This window comes from Actinacidiphila sp. bgisy160 (assembly GCF_965342435.1).
Lineage (GTDB): Bacteria > Actinomycetota > Actinomycetes > Streptomycetales > Streptomycetaceae > Actinacidiphila.
Genome location: NZ_CBDRCM010000028.1, coordinates 78,272 through 96,745, shown reverse-complemented (window position 1 = coordinate 96,745; position 18,474 = coordinate 78,272). Strand labels below are relative to the sequence as shown.

Genomic DNA, 18,474 nt, shown 5'->3' with positions numbered 1-18,474 from the left:
GCACCGCGAGGGTGCGCGGCCGGCCGGTGCGGAAGTGGTGCACCGCGAAGGCGAGGGCGAGGAGGAGCACGACGGCGAGGGCGGCGGCGGTCTTCGCCTCGATGCCGCAGCGCACGGAGAACCAGGTGGGGAGGCGTTCGGTGAGGGCGAGGTGCCAGGCGCCCGCGACGCGGCGCCGCGGCGGATCCTGGGCGCTCGGCCGTTCCGGCGCGACCGGCCGTTCGTTCGCGACGGGCCGTTCGCGCGCGTCCTGTCGTTCGTGCGCGACCGATCGTTCCGGTGGATCCGGCGCCGCCGCACCCGGCCCACCCCGTGGCTCGGGGCGGGCCGGCAGAGGGGCGAAGAGCGCGGCGGCCCGTGCCCGGACCGCGCCGGGGTCGGGCGCGGGTCCGGATGCGGATGCGGGTGCGGATGCGGATGCGGATCCGGATGCGGATCCGGATGCGGGTGCGGATGCGGGTGCGGATGCGGATGCGGGTGCGGATGCGGATGCGGACGGATGCCTGCGGTGGCGAGGAGTTGCGGTGGTCGATCCCATGTCAGGGACGGTAGGCGGACCGGCACCAAAGAGATGATCTTGCTCAAGTCCTGTGAATTGTTCAGAGGTTGTGGATATCCCCGTCACCCGAAAGGTGTCACAGCGGGGAGACGACCGCCCCCAGCAACCCGGGCCCCGTGTGGGCGCCGATCACCGCGCCGACCTCGCTGAGGATGAGGGTGTTGAGGCCGGGGACCCGCGCGCGAAGCCGCTCCGCCAGGGTGGAGGCGCGGTCGGCGGCGGCCAGGTGGTGGACGGCGATGTCCACCGGCCGGGTGCCCGCCCGCTCGACGACGATCTCCTCGAGCCGCGCCAGCGCCTTGGAGGCCGTACGGACCTTCTCCAGCAGCTGGATGCGGCCCTCGTCCAGCTGCAGCAGCGGCTTCACCGCCAGCGCCGACCCGAGCAGCGCCTGCGCCGCGCCGATGCGGCCGCCCCGGCGCAGGTAGTCCAGGGTGTCCACGTAGAAGTACGCCGAGGTGTCCGAAGCCCGCTTCTCCGCCGCCGCCACGATCTCATCCGCGGAACCGCCCGCCTCCGCCGCCTCGGCGGCGCTCAGCACCGGGAACCCGAGGGCCATGGCGACCATGGCGGTGTCCACGACGCGCACCGGCACCGGTGCGTCCGCCCCCGCGAGCAGCGCGGCGTCGTAGGTGCCGGAGAACTCGGCCGACAGGTGCAGGGAGACGATCTCGGTCGCGCCCGACGCCGCCACCGCGCGGTAGGCGGCGGCGAATTCCGCCGGGCTCGGCCGCGACGTGGTGACGGGCTTGCGGCGCTGCAGGGCGCGGGCGACCGCGGGCGCCGACACCTCGGTGCCCTCTTCCAGCGCCTCGTCGCCGATCACCACCGCCAGGGGCACCACGGTGATCCGGTGCCGGGTCAGGGCCTCCTGCGGCAGGTAGGCCGTGGAATCGGTGACGATAGCGACATGGGGCGACATGTGCGGGAGGTTACCCGCGCCGAAGGCCGGACGACAGTACGGCTCCGCCGAGGTGAACCCCGGTGAACGTCCTCGGAACCCTTCCCGGCCGCGCCCGGCCCGTCACAACGCCTTGGGCGGCTGCCCGGCACCGGGCTCGGACGCCGGCTCGCGCCGCCTCCCCGGCTGAGTGCGCGGTTCCGGTTCCGGCTCCGGGAGCGCCGCGGGCGCCCAGTGCCGCAACGCCCCGGCCTCCAGGTCGATGTCGCGGCCCAGCGCCGCGAGATCGTCGTCGGCGAAGCGGCGGGCGCGGTCCTGGGCGGCCCAGCGCAGCGAGTCCGCGGAATGGGTGATCCGCCGCGTGCGCTCCTCGAGCTCGCCGATCCGGGCGGCGATGCGGGCACGGTCGGGCTCGCGCTCCAGCAGCCTCAGTTCCGCGTCGAGCTCGTGGGCGTGGGAACGCAGCCGGCCGAGGAGGGCGACGGCCTCGCTCAGGGAGGGGTCCACGCTTGCCTGCCCCTCCAGCGCCTCTGCCGTGCTCGTGATGGACGTACGCAGCGCAAGGCGCAACTCGGCGAGCTTCCCGGCGGGCCCCGGCCGGCTGTAGCGGCGCGCTCTGAGACCGGTCTCCTCGACCACGCGGCGGGCCTCGATGCCCGTGCGCTCCACCCCGCGCTTGACCGCCCGCGCCGTCTTGACCGCGGCGAAGACGCCGAGCGCCATGAAAGAGGCGAAGAGCAGCAGGATCACGGCGACGGCGACATCCACGGCGGCTCCTCTGCCTGGTCGGCCCGGTCCGTCCGACCGGCCCGATCCGTTCGATCGGCTGTATGCCCACCGTAAACGGACGGGGACGGGCGAGGGTTCCGGGAGAACCCCTACCCGCCCCCTACACCGACGTGCGCCGACCGGGCGACCAGACGACCGTGCCGCCGTCACGTCCCCAGGCGGGCAGGCCACCGTCAGACGCTCAGCCCCTCAGGCCCTCAGGCCCTCAGGCGGGAACGATGTTCACCAGCTTCGGCGCCCGCACGATCACCTTGCGGACCCCCGCCCCGTCCAGCGCGGCGACGACCGCCGGGTCGGCCAGGGCCTGGGCCTCCAGGTCGGCCTCGGAGATCGTCGGCGGCACCTCCAGACGGGCCTTGATCTTGCCCTTGATCTGGACGACGCAGGTGACGGCCTCGTCCACCACGTACGCCGGGTCGGCCACCGGCAGGTCCTCGTGCGCCAGGGACCCGTCGTGGCCCAGCCGTCGCCACAGCTCCTCGGCGATGTGCGGGGCCAGCGGCGCGATCAGCAGCACCAGGGGCTCGGCCACCGAGCGCGGCACGGGGCCGCCCACCTTGGTCAGGTGGTTGTTCAGCTCGGTGATCTTGGCGATGGCGGTGTTGAAACGCAGCCCCTCCAGGTCCTGGCGGACGCCTTCGATCGCCTTGTGCAGCGCGCGCAGGGTGCTCTCGTCCGGCTCGGCGTCGGTCACCGTGACCTCGCCGGTCGTCTCGTCCACGACGTTGCGCCACAGCCGCTGCAGCAGCCGGTACTGGCCGACGACGGCGCGGGTGTCCCAGGGGCGGGAGACGTCCAGCGGGCCCATCGCCATCTCGTACAGGCGCAGGGTGTCCGCGCCGTACTCGGCGGCGATCTCGTCCGGGGTGACGGCGTTCTTCAGGGACTTGCCCATCTTGCCCAGCTCGCGCTTGACCTGCTCGCCGCCGTACCAGTGGCCGCCGTCCCTCTCCTCGGCCTCGGCCGCCGGGACGGGGAAGCCACGGCTGTCGCGGTAGACGTAGGCCTGGATCATGCCCTGGTTGAACAGCTTGTGGAACGGCTCGGCGGACGAGACGTGGCCCAGGTCGAACAGCACCTTGGACCAGAAACGCGCGTACAGCAGGTGCAGCACCGCGTGCTCGGCGCCGCCGACGTACAGGTCGACGCCGCCGTGCGGCTGCCCCTCGCGCGGGCCCATCCAGTACCGCTCGATCTCGGGGTCGACCAGTTTCCGGTCGTTGTGCGGGTCCAGGTAGCGCAGCTCGTACCAGCACGAACCGGCCCAGTTGGGCATGGTGTTGGTCTCGCGGCGGTAGCGGCGCACGCCCCGGCCGTCGCCCAGGTCCAGCTCGACGTGGACCCACGACGCGTTGCGGGACAGCGGGGTCTCGGGCTCGGTGTCCGCGTCGTCCGGGTCGAAGGTGCGCGGCGAGTAGTCCTCGACCTCTGGCAGCTCCAGCGGCAGCATCGACTCGGGCAGGGCGTGGGCGACGCCGTCCTCGTCGTAGACGATCGGGAAGGGCTCGCCCCAGTACCGCTGGCGGCTGAACAGCCAGTCGCGCAGGCGGTAGTTGATGGTGCCCTCGCCGATGCCGCGCTGCTCCAGGTACGCGATGACCTTGCGCTTGGCGTCGGCGACCTCCAGGCCGTTCAGGTCGATCTCGTCGTTGGCGGAGTTGATCGCCGGGCCCTGGCCGGTGTACGCCTCGCCCTCCCAGCCCTCGGGCGGCCGGACGGTGCGGATGATGGGCAGGTCGAAGACGGTGGCGAACTCCCAGTCGCGCTCGTCCTGGCCGGGGACGGCCATGATGGCGCCGGTGCCGTAGCCCATCAGGACGTAGTCGGCGACGAAGACCGGGATGCGGGTGCCGGTCAGCGGGTTCACCGCGTACGCGCCGCTGAAGACGCCGGTCTTGTTCTTGCCCTCGGTCTGCCGCTCGACGTCCGACTTGGCCTGGGCCTGCTTGCGGTACTCCGCGACGGCCTCGGCCGGGGTGGCCGCACCGCCGGTCCAGGCGTCCTTGGCGCCCTCGGGCCAGGCGGCCGGCACCACGGTGTCGACCAGCGGGTGCTCGGGAGCCAGCACCATGTAGGTGGCGCCGAACAGGGTGTCGGGGCGTGTGGTGAAGACGGTGACCGGGGTGTCGCCGTGACCCTCGACGGCGAAGTCGACCTTGGCGCCCTCGGAGCGGCCGATCCAGTTGCGCTGCTGCAGCTTGATCGCCTCGGGCCAGTCCAGCGCGTCCAGGTCGGCCAGCAGGCGGTCCGCGTAGGCGGTGATGCGCATCATCCACTGGCGCAGCTTGGCCTTGAAGACCGGGAAGTTCCCGCGCTCGGAGCGGCCGTCTGCGGTGACCTCCTCGTTGGCCAGCACGGTGCCCAGGCCGGGACACCAGTTGACCGGGGACTCCGAGGCGTACGCCAGGCGGTACTCGCCCAGCACGGCGTCGCGCTCGGCGGGGGTCAGCTCGGCCCACGCCCGCCCGTCGGGCGTGGGCCGCTCACCCTTCTCGTACTGCTCGACCAGCTCGGCGATGGGGCGGGCGCGGTCGGCCTGCGGGTCGTACCAGGAGTTGAAGATCTGCAGGAAGATCCACTGGGTCCACTTGTAGTAGTCCGGGTCGATAGTGGCGAACGACCGGCGCTTGTCGTGGCCCAGGCCCAGCCGGCGCAGCTGGGACCGCATGTTGTTCATGGCCGCCTCGGTGGTGACCCGAGGGTGCTCGCCGGTCTGCACGGCGTGCTGCTCGGCGGGCAGGCCGAAGGCGTCGAAGCCCAGGGTGTGCAGCACGTTGTGCCCGGTCATCCGCTGGAAGCGGGCGAAGACGTCGGTGGCGATGTAACCCAGGGGGTGGCCGACGTGCAGTCCCGCGCCCGAGGGGTACGGGAACATGTCCATGATGAACTTCTTGGGCTTGGCCAGCTCGCCGTCCCCGGCCAGGTCACCGGTGGGGTTCGGGGCGGCGAAGGTCTGGTTCTGCTCCCAGAAGTCCTGCCAGCGGCTCTCGATGTCGGCGGCCAGGGCGGCCGTGTAGCGGTGGGGCGCAGCCGCCTCGGCGGCGGGGGTGGTCTCGCTCATCGTCCTTCGTACTCCATCGCTGTCATGACGGCCTGCGGCCCGGCCGCCGTACGGACATCTGCCTGCGAACTGCGGAAACGAAAAAGCCCCTCGCACAGGAGGGGCGCCGCACTGACATCGATCCTGGTCAGCGCGGCTTGCTAAGCAGAAGGCGTACGGCATGCATGGGGTCAGGGTACCCCAGAGCGGAAAGGGCCCGTACCGAGGATCCCCCCGGTACGGGCCCGTCCCTGCCGTTTCCGGCCGTGCTCAGCGGCGGTGGTGCGGCTTGTACGAGTCGACGTACCCGCGCGCCGGGGTGCCGACGCCGGTCACGTCGTCGTACCCGACGACCGCGGACAGCGAGCTGTCCTTGCCGAGGCTGCGGAGCGAGGTGAGCAGCCCGTCCGCCGCGTCGAAGCCGTTGGCGTAGTCCACGCGGACCACCGCGAGGTCCTTGCCGCGGCCCAGCGGGTGGTCGGTCACGTCGTGGTACGCGCCGGTGCCGTAGCGGTCGTAGATCAGCGGGTTCGCGAAGCCGATCGGCACGCCGTGCCGGGCCTGCTGCGCCAGCGCCTGGACGCCCGCGATGACGGGCGCGGCGAGCGAGGTGCCACCGATGCGGTACTCGCTGTACTGGAAGGACCCGTCGGGGAACGCTTGGGTCTGGCCGACCAGGAAGCCGGTGTTCGGGTCGGCGACGGCCGCGATGTCCGGCTCGACGCGCTGCTTGACCGTGCCACCGCCTGCCAGGGCGAGCGAGTCGGGGACGACGCCGCGCTGGTAGAAGGGCTGCCCGTAGAGCCTGCTGGTGCCGCCGCCCGCGCCGGAGGTGAAGCCGCCGGGGAAGGCCGTCCAACTGGAGCCGTCCACGGACAGCGTTGCCCTCAGGGTGCCCCAGCCGGTCTCCCACTGGTACTTGTCGCCCTTGCCGACGGCGAGCGAGGTGCCGCCGACGGAGGTGACCCAGGGGGAGTTCGCCGGGGTGTCGACCTGCTTCGCGCCCGTGCCCAGCGGGTTCGCCACGTTGTCGCCCGCGTCGCCGGAGGAGAAGTAGAAGCCGATGCCCTCGACCGCGCCGATCTGGAAGATCCGGTCGTAGGCGGCGGCGATGTCCGGCGTCTCGTTGGACTCGAGGTCGCCCCACGAGTTGGAGACGATGTCGGCGAGCCGGTGGTCGACGATCTTGCCGAGCGCGTCGAGCAGGTCGTCGTCCGTGCAGGAGGAGGCGCCGACGTAAGTGATGTCGGCGGCCGGTGCGACCGCGTGCACCGCCTCGACGTCCAGGGTCTCCTCGCCGTACCAGCCGGAGGCGTCGCACTCGTCGGGGCTCGTGTAGCGGTAGTCGTCCGGCAGCACCTGGGAGAGCTGGCCGCGCTTGTACGGGGCGTCGCCGTTGCGGGCGGCGTACTTCTGGGCGTCGGCGACGATCGTCGGGGAGGCGAACGCGTCGGTGATGGCGACGGTGACGCCCTTGCCGTTGTACGAGCCGGCGCCGTAGGCGGCGCGCAACTGCCTGCCCGTGTAGCCCTTGACGGCGTACGGGGCGTGCGTGCCGTAGGCGACCGGCAGCTTCTTGTCGGTGTTCGACCCGTAATAAGTGGAGAAGGGGCCGGAGTTCTTGAAGACGGCACCGGGCGGCGGCAGCGTGTCCTGGTGCCGCGCGCGCCGCGGGGAGTTGTCCAGGCCGGTGACCGTGAGCACCGCGCCGCCCAGGGAGGCCGGGACGGAGGCGGTCCCGGTCGGGGCGTGGTAAGTCTTCGCGCCCTTTACGTAGTTGTGGAGCTGGGTGCCGAAAGCCTTCTCCGCGTCGGCGACCTCGCCGGTGACGGTCAGGTAGTGGTCGTTGGCACCGGTGATTTTCAGCCCGGAGGACTCCAGCCACTACCGGGTCTGCGCGACCTGCCGCGCGGAGGCGCCGAAGCGGGCCTTGGCCCGCTTCGGCGAGAGGAACTTGCCGTACGAGACGGAACCGGGGTCGGACACCGCCTGCGCGTAGGCCGCCAGGCCCTGGGCGTCGCGGCCTGCGAGGTACACCCGGAGGGTGACCTCGGCCGAGTCGGCGGTGGCGCCCTTGTCCGCCTTTGCGGTGGCCCAGGCCGGCTTGCCGCCGGCGAGGTTGTGACGTCCGTGCGATGCGTCGGCCTGGGCGCTGGGTATGCCCATCGCCAGCACACCGGCGGCCAGCGGCAGTGTCGCCGCCAGGGCCAGGCCGGCCCGCTTCCTCGAGCGGGTGGAGCTCATGTAACCCCCTGCTGTGTGAAGTTCGCGCGGAGCGGCGGCGCGCCGGAACCGGCAGCGCGCGTGGACCGCCAGGCCACTCTCGCGGTGAACAGCTCACGCCAGGGACATGTGTGCGCCAAGAAGGACTCAAGGAAGGCCCACGAAAGGGCAATTGGGACGGCAATCCGACTCGGAATGCGGACATATGGTGCCGGAGAGCGGGCGCTCCGCTGAAGGACCGGTCATCCCTGCCGAACAGCGCCCGAACAGCGCCCGAACAAACCGACGTTAGCAGTTCGTAATGATCGTCATCCCGGGTTGTCGAAAGACGATCGATCCGACCACCCGTACGGGTTAGCGTCTGCCGCATGCGCACCAACCGACAGTCCCCGGACGGTCGCCGGACCCCCCCGATACCGGCGAGCGACATCCTGTCCGGGGCCCTTCGCGCCGCACGGTCGCCCCGCGCCTGGGCGATCGCCGGCACCGCCGCCGCCCTGCTCGTCCTCGCCGCCACCGCGGGTCCGTACCTGCGGGCGTTCCTGGACTTCGGCGCCGGCGTCCTCACCCTCGTCTCCCTGAGCTGCACCGTCATCTGGGGCCTGGTGTCCACCGACACCTTCTTCCTCGGGCCCCGCGAACGCCTGCTCACCCAGGGCATCCACCGTGGCCTGGGCGTGGCCGCGATCGGGTTCCTGATCCTGCACGTGACGACGAAGGTCATCGAGGTACGTGTCACCACCGCCGGCGCCTTCCTCCCCCTCGGGGTGACCGGCCGGGACGGCCTCATCGCTCTCGGCGTGCTGGCCGCCTACCTGATGATCCTCGCCGCCGCCACGGGCGCCATGCGCAGCATCTTCGCCGCCAACCGGCACCCCGTCCGGTGGCGCATCCTGCACAGCACGGCGTACGCGTCCTGGTGCATGGCGCTGATCCACGGCCTGCAGTCCGGCCGTTCGGCCAAGTCCTGGATCGTCGTGGCCTACGGGATCTGCCTGGTGGGTGTCGCCATCGGCCTGATCTACCGGCTCCGCAGGACCCGCGGCGAGGCGCTCTTCCCCGAGACCCGCGAACGCTCCGCCTCCTTCCGCAAGCTCGGGGGCGAACGGGCCGCGTCCCGGGGCGGTTCCGGCGGCCGACGGCGCGCCGCGCCGCGTGAGGAGACCGGGCCCAGCCTGGCCAGCGCCTACAGCGAACCGCTGCCGCCGCTGCCCAACTTCCCCACCGCCCAGCAGTACACGGCTGTCCCTCCCCCGGCCCCTGACCGTACCCTCGGCATGGATCCCGCGGCCGCCACGATGCAACTGCCGCAGTTACCGGCCGAACCTCAGGCGACGTACCCGCAGCAACCGCAGGTGCCGTACCAGCAGCAACTCCAGCAGCAGGCCCAGCAGGCCGGCTGGGACGGCACCCCGGCGTGGGGTACGCCGATGCCGGGCGGCGCGCAGGACGCGGACCCGCTGGGGGCCGACCGGCTCCAGCCGATCGCCTGGCAGCAGTCCACGCCCGGACCCTATGAAGGACAGCGATGAGCGTTCCCGCCATACCGAACCGGTCACCCGCCCCTCGTTCGGGGGCGGGTGACGTGCTCCCCGACGTGCGCACTGTCGGGCTGCCCCGGATCACCGCGGGTTTCGACGAGGTGGAGCGCCTGGACCGGGTGACCCACCTGAACGTCCACGGCTCCATGCCGAGCATGACCGAGGGCGAACTGCTCGACCTCGCCGAACTGATGGGCCTGCGCGGTCGCGGCGGCGCGGGTTTCCCCTTCTACAAGAAGCTCAAGGCCGTCGGTGAGGCCGCGCGCCGGCGCGGCTCCCCCACCGCGGTGATGGTCAACGGCTGCGAGGGCGAGCCGGCCTGCCGCAAGGACGCGGTCATCCTGCGCCGCGCCCCGCATCTCATGCTGGACGGGGCCCTGCTGTGCGCCGAGATCCTCGGCGCCCGCGAACTCGTCATCAGCGTCACCCGCGACACCAACGAGCAGTCCGTCCGCGACGCGCTGGCCGAACGCGGCCTCGGCACCAAGCGCGGCCGCCAGCTGAGGGCCCGGATCGTGCGCATGCCGGAGCGCTTCGTGTCCGGCGAGTCCTCGGGCATCATCTCGGCGGCCAACGGCGGCCTCCCCCTGCCGCCCGGCAAGAAGGTGAGTGCGAGCGAATCCGGCCTCGGCGGCCTGCCGACACTCTTCTCCAACACCGAGACCTACACCCAACTGGCCATCGGTGCCCGCATGGGAGCAATCCGCTTCGGCTCCGCGGGCGCCCCCGGCGAGCCCGGCACCGCCATGCTGACCGTCTCCGGCTCGGTGCCCCGGCAGACGGTCGTGGAGACCCCGACGGGCGTGCCGATGTCGTACATCCTGCAGATGTGCGGCGGTAACCCGGGGCAGGGCGTGCTCGTGGGCGGCTACCACGGCAACTGGATCGACCCCAACGTCGCCTCGATGGTGACCATCGCCCGCGAGAGCCTGGAGGCCCACAAGGCCACCCTGGGCGCGGGCGCCCTGCTCCCGCTGGACCCGGGCCTGTGCCCGCTGGGCGAGTCGCTGCGGGTCGCGCAGTGGCTGGCCGCCGAGACGGCCGGCCAGTGCGGGCCGTGCCGCCTCGGGCTGCCGCGTATGGCCGGACTGCTCCAGGACGTGCTCAACGGCGGCGGGCAGGCCGCGCTGGAGCAACTGCGGCAGACCGCGGTGGCGGTGAAGGGCCGCGGGGTGTGCAAGCACCCCGACGGCTCGATGCGCTTCGTGATGTCCACCATCAACGCCTTCACCGACGACCTGGCCGCCCACGTCCTCGGCGGCGGCTGCGGGCGCCCCACGGTGGGCGTGCTCCCACTGCTGAAGTCCGACCCGCCGGTGCTGCGCGGCGGCGCCCCCGCGGGCGCGACGGCCGCGCAGCCCAGCAACAAGCGCCTGGTCGTGGACTGGACGCTGTGCAAGGGCCACGGACTGTGCGCCGGCGTGCTGCCCGAGATCGTACGGCTGGACCGGGACGGCTACCCCGATATCGCCGGCACCCCCGTCCCACCGCACCTGGACGCGGCGGCGCAGCGCGCGGTGGCCCGCTGCCCCGCACTGGCGCTGCGCATGGAGGAGGGCGGCCGCCGCTGACCGCGGCCGCGTGGCAGAGGGGCCCGGCACCCACGGCCCACGGTGCCGGGCCCCTCGTACGTCCGTGCCGGCCGCCGGGCCGGCACCGCGCGCTCACTCCGCGCGGTCACCGGTCATGCGTCGCAGCCACTGCCGGGCCAGCCGGCGCTCCTCGTTGCTGAACCCGGCCTCGAGCTCCCGTTCGCGCTCGCGCACCACGGGCCGGGCCTCCTCGAGGCGCTCACGCCCGGCGTCGGTCAGGAAGACCTGCTGGCTGCGGCCGTCCGTGGGGTGCCGCCGGCGTTCGACCAGACCCTGGTCCGCGAGCCCGGCGAGCAGTTCGTTGGCCGACTGCCGGGTGCTCGCGACGGCACGGGCCAGGTCGGCGATGGTGATGCCCGGCTGGTCCGCCAGCACGAGCAGGGACGCGTACTGGGCGACGGACAGCCCGAGCCCCGACAAGGCGCCGTCCATGGCCCCGCGCATGTTCAGCCAGGCCTGACGCACCAGGAAGCTCAGGCAGAGCTCATCGATGTCGGCGTCCACCCAGGTCTCCCCTCGCATTGACAGGAACCTTACGTTCTTGGCACGCTAAGAACGTAAGGACCCTGTCCATCTTACCCGAGACGGCCGGTCCGCAGCAGTTCCGTCATACCCGCTCACCGGAGGTGTGCCGTACTATGTCCGATCGCTTAAGGAGTGGGCAGGGAGAGCCCGAGGTCAATCCGGGCCTGGTGCTGCTCCTCTGCTCGGGCGCGACCTTCATGGCGTTCCTCGACCTGTCCGTCGTGAACATCGCGTTCCCCAAGATCATCGAGAAGTTCCCGGACACCGGGATGGCCACGCTGACCTGGGTGGTCAGCGGCTACGCGGTGATGTTCGCCGCCGTACTGACGCCGGCGGGACGGCTGGCCGACACCGTCGGGCGCACCAAGGTCTTCCTCTGGTCGCTGGCCGGCTTCACGCTCGCCTCACTGGCCTGCGGCGCGGCCACCGGCCCGGAGTGGCTGATCGGGGCGCGGTTCGCGCAGGGAGCGCTCGCGGCGGGGATGATCCCCTCTGCGCTCAGTCTGATCATGTCCTCGACCCCACTGGAGAAGCTGATCAAGGCGATCGGCACCTGGTCGGCGGTGGCGGGTTTCTCCGCGGTCGTCGGCCCGGCCATCGGCGGCGTGCTCGTGGAGCAGCTGAGCTGGCGTGCGGTCTTCTACATCAATGTGCCCATCGGCGTCCTGCTGGCCGTCGCCGGGCTGAGGGCGCTCCCCCGCCATCAGCCCGCGACGGGCAGCAGGCTTCCCGACGTCGTGGGCACGGCGGCGCTCGCGCTCGGCATCGGACTGGTCGTGGCCTCGCTCACCGAGGGCGACTCCTGGGGATGGACGAGCGCCCGCACGCTCGGCCTGCTCGCCGGCGGACTGGCTCTGGGCGCGTTCGCGGTGCTGAGGTCGCGGCGGCACGAGTCCCCGGCCATCGCCACCGACCTGTGGAAGAGCCGGAAGTACGCGGTGGTCAACGGCGTCTCCGCGGTCTTCGGCGTGTCGATGTTCGCCTGGCTGCTGGCGGGCGCGCTCTTCGCCACCGGGGTGTGGCACTGGAGCATCATGGAGGCCGCCGGGGCGATGAGCGTCGGCGCGGTCGCCTCCATGATCACCTCGACCGCCGCCGGCCGGGTCTCCCGACCGGCGACGCATCGCTGGCTGGTGGTCCTCGGCGCGCTGATGTTCGCCGCGTGCACCGCGCTGATGGGCAGTGACTTCCTGGGCGCCGAACCCGACTTCTGGGGGGCCTGGGTCCCGACCGGACTCCTGGGCGGCGGCGGTCTCGGCTTCGCCGTCACCTCGCTGTCGTCCATCGCGGCGACCGCGCTCCCGCCGCTGCAGTTCGCGGCCGGCGTGGGGATGAACCTCACCGCGCGCCAGATCGGCGGCGCCCTGGGGACGGCGATGCTGGCCGCGATCCTGGCCGCGCACTCGGCGCCGGGCATCGACGCCTTCCACGACCTGTACCGGGCGTGCACGGCCGTCACCGTCGTGGCGGCGCTCGCCGCCCTGGGGCTCACCGACCGGGCCCCCGCGGCCGCCCCGCGGCAGGAGGCGGACACGCCGGCACCGGCGGAGGTCTCCGGCTCCTGACCCCCGCCCCGGAGCCGGGAAAATCGGCGGCCGGGAGAACATTGAATCGTTCTCCCGGCCGCCGCCCCCCCCGTTTTCCCTCAACATTCCCCACGATTGCTCACCGAACGGCGGAGTAAATCATTCCGGAAAGAATTCAAGGAATAAACCAATCCGCTCCCGCCGATCATTACCGATGGGTCGACTCAAATAATTTTCTTGCAGTCAACCCCTCCCCATGGCAGACTCGGTCGCGGCAGGGCCGGAACTTCGAAAACGACCATGTTCCGGCTCGTAGATCAGTGACCGCGGGGGGACCTGGTGCACACCGTTCTTGATTGGCTCGACCATGCCGCCGAAGATCGCGGAATCCATTTCTCGGATTCCGGTACCGGCTGGTCGTTCGTCTCCTACACCACACTGGCCGGCGAGGCGCACCGAGTGGCCTCCTTGCTCCATGCCCACGGCGCACAGCCCGGCGACGTGGTGTCTTTGCTGGTCAGCGAGGTACGTGACTTCGCACCCGCCTTCCTGGGCACCATGCTGGCCGGCCTCACACCGGCCCCCATCGCCTCGCCCCTCACCTTCCAGGGGAATGACCGGTACACCGAGCACGTCACGGACATCCTGAAGGTCGCCGAACCGGTCCTGGTGCTGTCCGACGCGCCCCTCGCCGAAATAGCCGGGAAAACATCGGCACAACTGGACGGCAGCTCCGTGGTACTCCTCGACGGCGCGGCAGAATTACCGATCGAGGATTCCGCGCGACGCGCTCCGGCGAACCTCGGGCTCCTGCAGTTCACGTCGGGATCCAGCGGCTCCCCGAAGGGGGTCCGGGTGTCCCGGGACAATCTGGCGGCGAATGTCCGGAGCATTCACGAGTGGCTGGGGATATCCGCCGCCGACTCCTGCTCCTCCTGGCTCCCGCTCTACCACGACATGGGGCTCATCGGAACGTTCCTCGGTTCGCTCACGGCCCAGATCGACCTGTGGCTCATGTCACCCCTGGACTTCGTTCGGGACCCGCTGCGCTGGCTGGAGGCGCACGGCCGGCACGGCGCGACCGTGACCACCGCCCCCAATTTCGGATACGGCTACACCGCCAAACGCGTCCGTCCGCAGGACCTGGAGGGAATGGACTTCTCCGGCTGGCGGGTCGCCATGAACGGAGCGGAGCGCATCGATCCCCGTGCCGCCGCCGCCTTCGACGCGCTGCTGGCCCCTCACGGCTTCCGCGCCACGGCCTTCGCCCCCTGCTACGGACTCGCCGAGGCCACCCTCGCCGTCTCGGGCGTCACGCCGGGCACCGGGGCGCGCACCGTACGGCTGGAGGGCGGACTGCACACCGGCCGGCCGGTCGTGCCCACCGACCGCGGACGGCTCGGGTCCGCACACCCCGACGGCGGGACGAACTGGCTGACGTCCTGCGGCCCGGCGGTGCCGGGCACCCGCGTGGACATCGTCGACGAGGACGGCGCGCCGCTCCCCGAGGGGCACTTCGGCGAGATCCGCGTCCGGGGGGCGTCCGTGGCGGGCGGCTACCGGTCCTCGGTACCGGACGCCTCGTCCGACTTCACGGACGGCGGCCTGCGCACCGGCGACTCCGGATTCCTGCTGGACGGCGAGCTGTTCGTGGTCGGGCGGGTCGGCGACAGCATCAAGGTCCGCGGTCGGAAGGTGCACGCGGAGGACCTCGAGACCGCGCTCACCGCGATCGACGGCATCCCGTCCGGGCGCTGTGCCGTCGCCCTCGGCACGACCGGTGAGGCCCACCACGTGGTGGCCGTCGTCGAATCGGGGCAGGCCGGCTGGCTCGACGGCGCGCTCGCCGTGGTCCGCGCCGCCACCGACGACACCGTCGGGGTCACCGTGGTCCGCGCCGCGCGGGGCGGCATCCCCCGCACCTCCAGCGGCAAGCCGCGCCGGCGCCTGCTCTGGCGCCGCTTCCAGGACGGAGAGGCCATCGGGGAGGTCGTGCACGGCACGGCTCCCGCCGGCCCCGTCACCGGCTGACCCGGCGCCTCCCGCACATCCGGCGCACCCGGCCCTCCCGGCACGTGCGCCGCAGCCGCAGTCCCCTTCACAGTCCCATGCGCAGCACATTCCTTTCCGTCATCCGTGAATTCCGCCGCATTCCCGCCGCGGTCACGCATGCCCTGACGACGTGAATTCCCACAAGGAGACGAGTGCCATGACGACCGCCGCCACCACGGACACCGGCCCCGGCCAGGGATACGTCCCCGACATCACCGCGGAAACCGGCGCCGACGAGCACGGACCCGGCCAGGAACGGCAGGGCCGGCTCGCCACCTCCGCCGACCTCTACCGCCGCTGGGAACGGCAGCAGTGGAGCGTCGCCGAGGTCAGGCCGGCCCGTGACGCGGAGCGCTGGAACGCCCTCACCCCGTTCATGCGGCAGCAGATGCTGGGCGCGCTGGCCGAACTGGAGGTCGGCGAGGTCGCGGTGACCCACACCCTCGGCACGCTGATCGACAGCCCGCCGACCGAGGACGACCGCATCTACCTGTGCACCCAGCTCGCCGACGAGGCCCGCCACGTGAGGTTCTTCCAGACCTACCTGGAGGACGCCTGCGGCATCGACCTCGACGCCGCGGAGGGCGGCGACCTGGAGGCGGCGGCCGACTACGCCAAGGTCTTCGCCCCCGAGCTCACCAGGGTCACCTCGGAGGTCCGGCGCAGCGGCGACACCGAGTCCTGGTACCGCGCCCTGGTCTACTACCACCTGATCACCGAGGGCGTGCTGGCCGCCACCGCGCTGCGCACCACCCGCTTCCTCGCCCGGCGGCTGCGGCTGGCCGCCCTGGAGGAGGGCCTGACCAACGTCACGCGGGACGAGTCCCGGCACGTCTCGTTCGGGCTGCGGGCCGCCGAGGACGGCGTGGCGCGCGGTTTCGGCCGAGTGGTCGAGGACGCCCACTTCGAGGCGGTCGGGATGGCGGCCTGGGTGCTCGTCGGCCCGGCCCGCCACAACCCCTCGCCCGCCATCCCCGCCGCGCTCGCCAGCCGGGCCGCGCAGTTGCAGGGCTCCGTCGACATCGGCGAGGAGCGGCTGGTCAAACAGCTGCGCCTGATCGGTATGCCCGAACTGGCCGACCGCGCCCAGCGGGCCTGGCGCGAGGAGATCGACAAGGCGCTCTCCGCCTACGAGGAGCGGTGGTCGGCCCCGCACCCGATCCGTGCCGCGGCCCGCGACGCCGCCGCCCGGTGAGCCACCCGTCAGTACACCTCTCAGGAAAGTGAGTTCGGCATGTCCAACGAGTCCACACGCGCCAGGGTCCGCGAGATCGTCGGCGAGATGAGCCCCAGCGGCAAGCGGGACGTCGCCCCCTCGGACCTCCTGGTGGAGGACCTCGGCTACGACTCCCTCGCCGTGATCGAGCTGTCGCTGCAGATCGAGTCCGCCTTCGGTCTCAGTTCCGTGAGCCAGGGGACGGTGCCCGACATCATCACCGTCCAGGACGTCGAGGAGCTGGTCGTGCAGGCCCTCGCCACCCCCATCGACGCCGCGTGAGCGCCGCCGTGACCCCGGCGAAGGAGCGCGCCGACCGGCACTGCCTGGCGGAGGACGCGGCGGCGGAGCTGCTGCGCCCCGCGCCCTGGCGCCGGTTCGCCGTGATGGGCGACAGCTTCGCCCAGGGCGTGGGCGGCCCGTGCCCCGGCTACGCCGACGTGCCCTGGCCCGATCGGGTCGCGGGCGCCCTGCGGGCCACCCGGCCCGGACTGGAGTACCTCAACACCGGCGAGACGGGGCTGCGCACCGCCCAGGTGCGCGAGACCCAGCTGGAGCGGGTGCTGGCGTTCCGCCCCGACCTGGTGAACGTCGCCTCCGGCGGCAACGACCTGTTCGTCCCGGAGCCCGACCTGGACGCGGTCGAGGCCGACCTCGACGCCATCTACCGGGCGCTGCGCGAGCGGAAGGCGCACATCTTCGCCTTCACGGTCGCCGACATCTTCGACGCCTTCCCCGAACTGGCCGAGTTCCGCACCAGGATCGCCGCGCTGAACGAGCGGATCAGGGCCGTGGCCGGCCGCTACGACGCCACCGTCGTGGAGATGGAGCGGCATCCGGTCCGGAACGAGCCCACGCTGATGAGCGGGGACGGGATCCACTTCTCGATGCACGGCCACGCCGTGCTCGCGTCCGAGATCATCCGCAACCTCGCGCAGGACGTCGCGTGACCGGGCCCGCCGCCTCGGCCGCCGGCGCCGACTACGTCGTGGTCGGCGCCGGCTCGGCCGGCTGCGTCCTCGCCGCGCGGCTGAGCGAGGACCCCTCGGTGCGGGTCGTCCTCGTCGAGGCGGGCGGTCCCGATCGCAAGGCGGAGATCAGCATCCCGGCCGCGTTCCCCAAGCTGTTCGGCACGGAGTACGACTGGGCGTTCTCCACCGCCCCCCAGCCGGCCCTGGGCGGCCGTGAGGTCTTCTGGCCGCGGGGCAGGACCCTGGGCGGTTCCTCCTCGCTCAACGCCCAGATCTGGACGCGCGGTCACCGCGCGGACTACGACGGCTGGGCCGCCGCCGGCCTCACCGGCTGGGGCTTCGCCGAGGTGGAACCGTACTTCCGGCGGGCCGAGGAGACCCTGGGCGTCCGGCACCTGCGGGATCCCAATCCGACCACCGCCGACTTCCTCGCCGCCTGCGCCAAGGCGGGCATCCCGCCGATGGGCGACACCGAGTGGACGGCGCCCGAGGGCTGCGGGCCGATCCGCGTGACCCAGCGCAACGGCCGTCGCTGGAGCACCGCCGACGCCTATCTGCGCCCCGCCCTCGGCCGGGACAACCTGACCGTCCTCACCGCGGGGCAGGCCCGGCGGGTCGTGCTCGACGGCACCCGCGCGGTCGGCGTGGAGATCGCCACGGTGGACGGCCCGCGGACGGTGGCGGCGGCCCGCGAGGTGATCCTCGCCGCGGGCGCGGTGGGCAGCCCGCACCTGCTCATGCTCTCCGGCGTCGGCGACCCGGAGCAGCTGCGCGCGCACGGCGTCCCGGTCGCCGTGGAGCTGCCCGCGGTGGGCCGGGGGCTGAGCGACCACCTGTTCGCGCCGCTCGCCCTGGCCGCCCGCGAACCGGTCTCGCCGGGCATCGGCGACCAGGCCGAGGACGTGATGCGGTACTTCCGCCACCGCACCGGGAAGCTGAGCTCCAACCTCGCCGAGGCCGTGGCCTGGCTGCGCACCGACGAGCGGCCGGCGGCCCCGGACGTCGAACTGCTGTGGATGCCGGTGCCGTTCCTCGACCACGGGCGCGGCGACCCCGGGCACGGGGTGACGCTCAGCGTCGTCCTGCTGCAGCCGCAGAGCCGCGGCCGGATCACGCTGCGGTCCGCCGACCCGGCCGCGGCGCCCCTGATCGACCCCGGCTATCTGACCGACCCGGGCGGGGCCGACCTGGCCACGCTGACCGCGGGCATCCGCCGGGCCCAGGACATCCTCCGCCGGGAGCCGCTGGCGCCGTGGCTCGGGGAGCCGCTGGTCGCCGGGGTCCTGGACGATTCCGCCGACGCCGTGGCCGCCCTGGTGCGACGCCACGCGGAGACGCTCTACCACCCCGTGGGCACCTGCCGTATGGGGGCGGACGAGGCGTCGGTCGTGGATCCCCTGTTCTGCGTGCGGGGGACAGCGGGACTGCGCGTCGTCGATGCCGGCGCACTTCCTGTCGTCCCCCGCGCGCACACCCACGCCCCGACCGTGATGCTCGCCGAGCGCGCGGCCGACCTGCTGCGCACCGCCTGACCCGAGC

12 protein-coding genes and 1 pseudogene are annotated in these 18,474 nt (G+C 72.5%); 8 read left to right on the top strand and 5 right to left on the bottom strand.

Features of this window, described 5'->3' with window-relative positions; translation table 11 throughout:
• Positions 1-635 precede the first annotated feature (635 nt).
• From ACRWNP_RS22165 to ACRWNP_RS22150, 4 genes and pseudogenes are all read right to left on the bottom strand, one after another.
• Positions 636-1,481: a DegV family protein gene (locus ACRWNP_RS22165; RefSeq protein ID WP_431963970.1), complete on the bottom strand. Its 846-nt coding sequence runs from the start codon at positions 1,479-1,481 to the stop codon at positions 636-638.
• 102 nt (positions 1,482-1,583) lie between these two features.
• Positions 1,584-2,228 carry a hypothetical protein gene (locus tag ACRWNP_RS22160; RefSeq protein ID WP_431963969.1) on the bottom strand — a complete coding sequence of 215 codons (645 nt, stop codon included), beginning with the start codon at positions 2,226-2,228 and terminating at the stop codon, positions 1,584-1,586.
• A 226-nt stretch (positions 2,229-2,454) separates the two neighbouring features.
• Positions 2,455-5,310, bottom strand: a complete 2,856-nt coding sequence (gene leuS / locus ACRWNP_RS22155; RefSeq protein ID WP_431963967.1) for a leucine--tRNA ligase — start codon at positions 5,308-5,310, stop codon at positions 2,455-2,457.
• 249 nt (positions 5,311-5,559) lie between these two features.
• Positions 5,560-7,533: pseudogene (locus ACRWNP_RS22150) on the bottom strand (S53 family peptidase).
• 347 nt (positions 7,534-7,880) lie between these two features.
• Here ACRWNP_RS22150 and ACRWNP_RS22145 point away from each other — a divergent pair.
• Positions 7,881-9,044: a hypothetical protein gene (locus ACRWNP_RS22145; protein ID WP_431963965.1), complete on the top strand. Its 1,164-nt coding sequence runs from the start codon at positions 7,881-7,883 to the stop codon at positions 9,042-9,044.
• Entirely contained in the window at positions 9,041-10,624 is a 1,584-nt protein-coding gene (locus tag ACRWNP_RS22140; RefSeq protein WP_431963963.1) for an NADH-ubiquinone oxidoreductase-F iron-sulfur binding region domain-containing protein, read from the top strand. Before ACRWNP_RS22145 ends, ACRWNP_RS22140 begins: the two co-directional genes overlap by 4 nt.
• 93 nt (positions 10,625-10,717) lie before the next feature.
• Here ACRWNP_RS22140 and ACRWNP_RS22135 read toward each other — a convergent pair whose 3' ends face one another.
• Positions 10,718-11,167, bottom strand: a complete 450-nt coding sequence (locus tag ACRWNP_RS22135; protein ID WP_431963961.1) for a MarR family winged helix-turn-helix transcriptional regulator — start codon at positions 11,165-11,167, stop codon at positions 10,718-10,720.
• 116 nt (positions 11,168-11,283) lie between these two features.
• Between ACRWNP_RS22135 and ACRWNP_RS22130 the strand changes: the two genes are divergently transcribed.
• The 6 genes from ACRWNP_RS22130 (at position 11,284) to ACRWNP_RS22105 (ending at position 18,467) form a co-directional block, all read left to right on the top strand.
• Positions 11,284-12,735: an MFS transporter gene (locus ACRWNP_RS22130; RefSeq protein WP_431963959.1), complete on the top strand. Its 1,452-nt coding sequence runs from the start codon at positions 11,284-11,286 to the stop codon at positions 12,733-12,735.
• A 300-nt stretch (positions 12,736-13,035) separates the two neighbouring features.
• Positions 13,036-14,727, top strand: coding sequence for an AMP-binding protein (locus tag ACRWNP_RS22125; RefSeq protein ID WP_431963957.1), 1,692 nt, complete (start codon positions 13,036-13,038; stop codon positions 14,725-14,727).
• Positions 14,728-14,905: 178 nt separating this feature from the next.
• Positions 14,906-15,943, top strand: a complete 1,038-nt coding sequence (locus ACRWNP_RS22120) for a ribonucleotide-diphosphate reductase subunit beta (RefSeq protein ID WP_431963955.1) — start codon at positions 14,906-14,908, stop codon at positions 15,941-15,943.
• 39 nt (positions 15,944-15,982) lie between these two features.
• Positions 15,983-16,246, top strand: coding sequence for an acyl carrier protein (locus ACRWNP_RS22115; RefSeq protein ID WP_431963953.1), 264 nt, complete (start codon positions 15,983-15,985; stop codon positions 16,244-16,246).
• Positions 16,243-16,914, top strand: a complete 672-nt coding sequence (locus ACRWNP_RS22110; RefSeq protein ID WP_431963951.1) for an SGNH/GDSL hydrolase family protein — start codon at positions 16,243-16,245, stop codon at positions 16,912-16,914. The genes ACRWNP_RS22115 and ACRWNP_RS22110 overlap by 4 nt, the downstream gene beginning before the upstream one ends.
• On the top strand, positions 16,911-18,467 hold the full coding sequence (locus tag ACRWNP_RS22105; RefSeq protein WP_431963949.1) for a GMC family oxidoreductase: 1,557 nt from the start codon (positions 16,911-16,913) through the stop codon (positions 18,465-18,467). The genes ACRWNP_RS22110 and ACRWNP_RS22105 overlap by 4 nt, the downstream gene beginning before the upstream one ends.
• Positions 18,468-18,474: the final 7 nt, after the last annotated feature.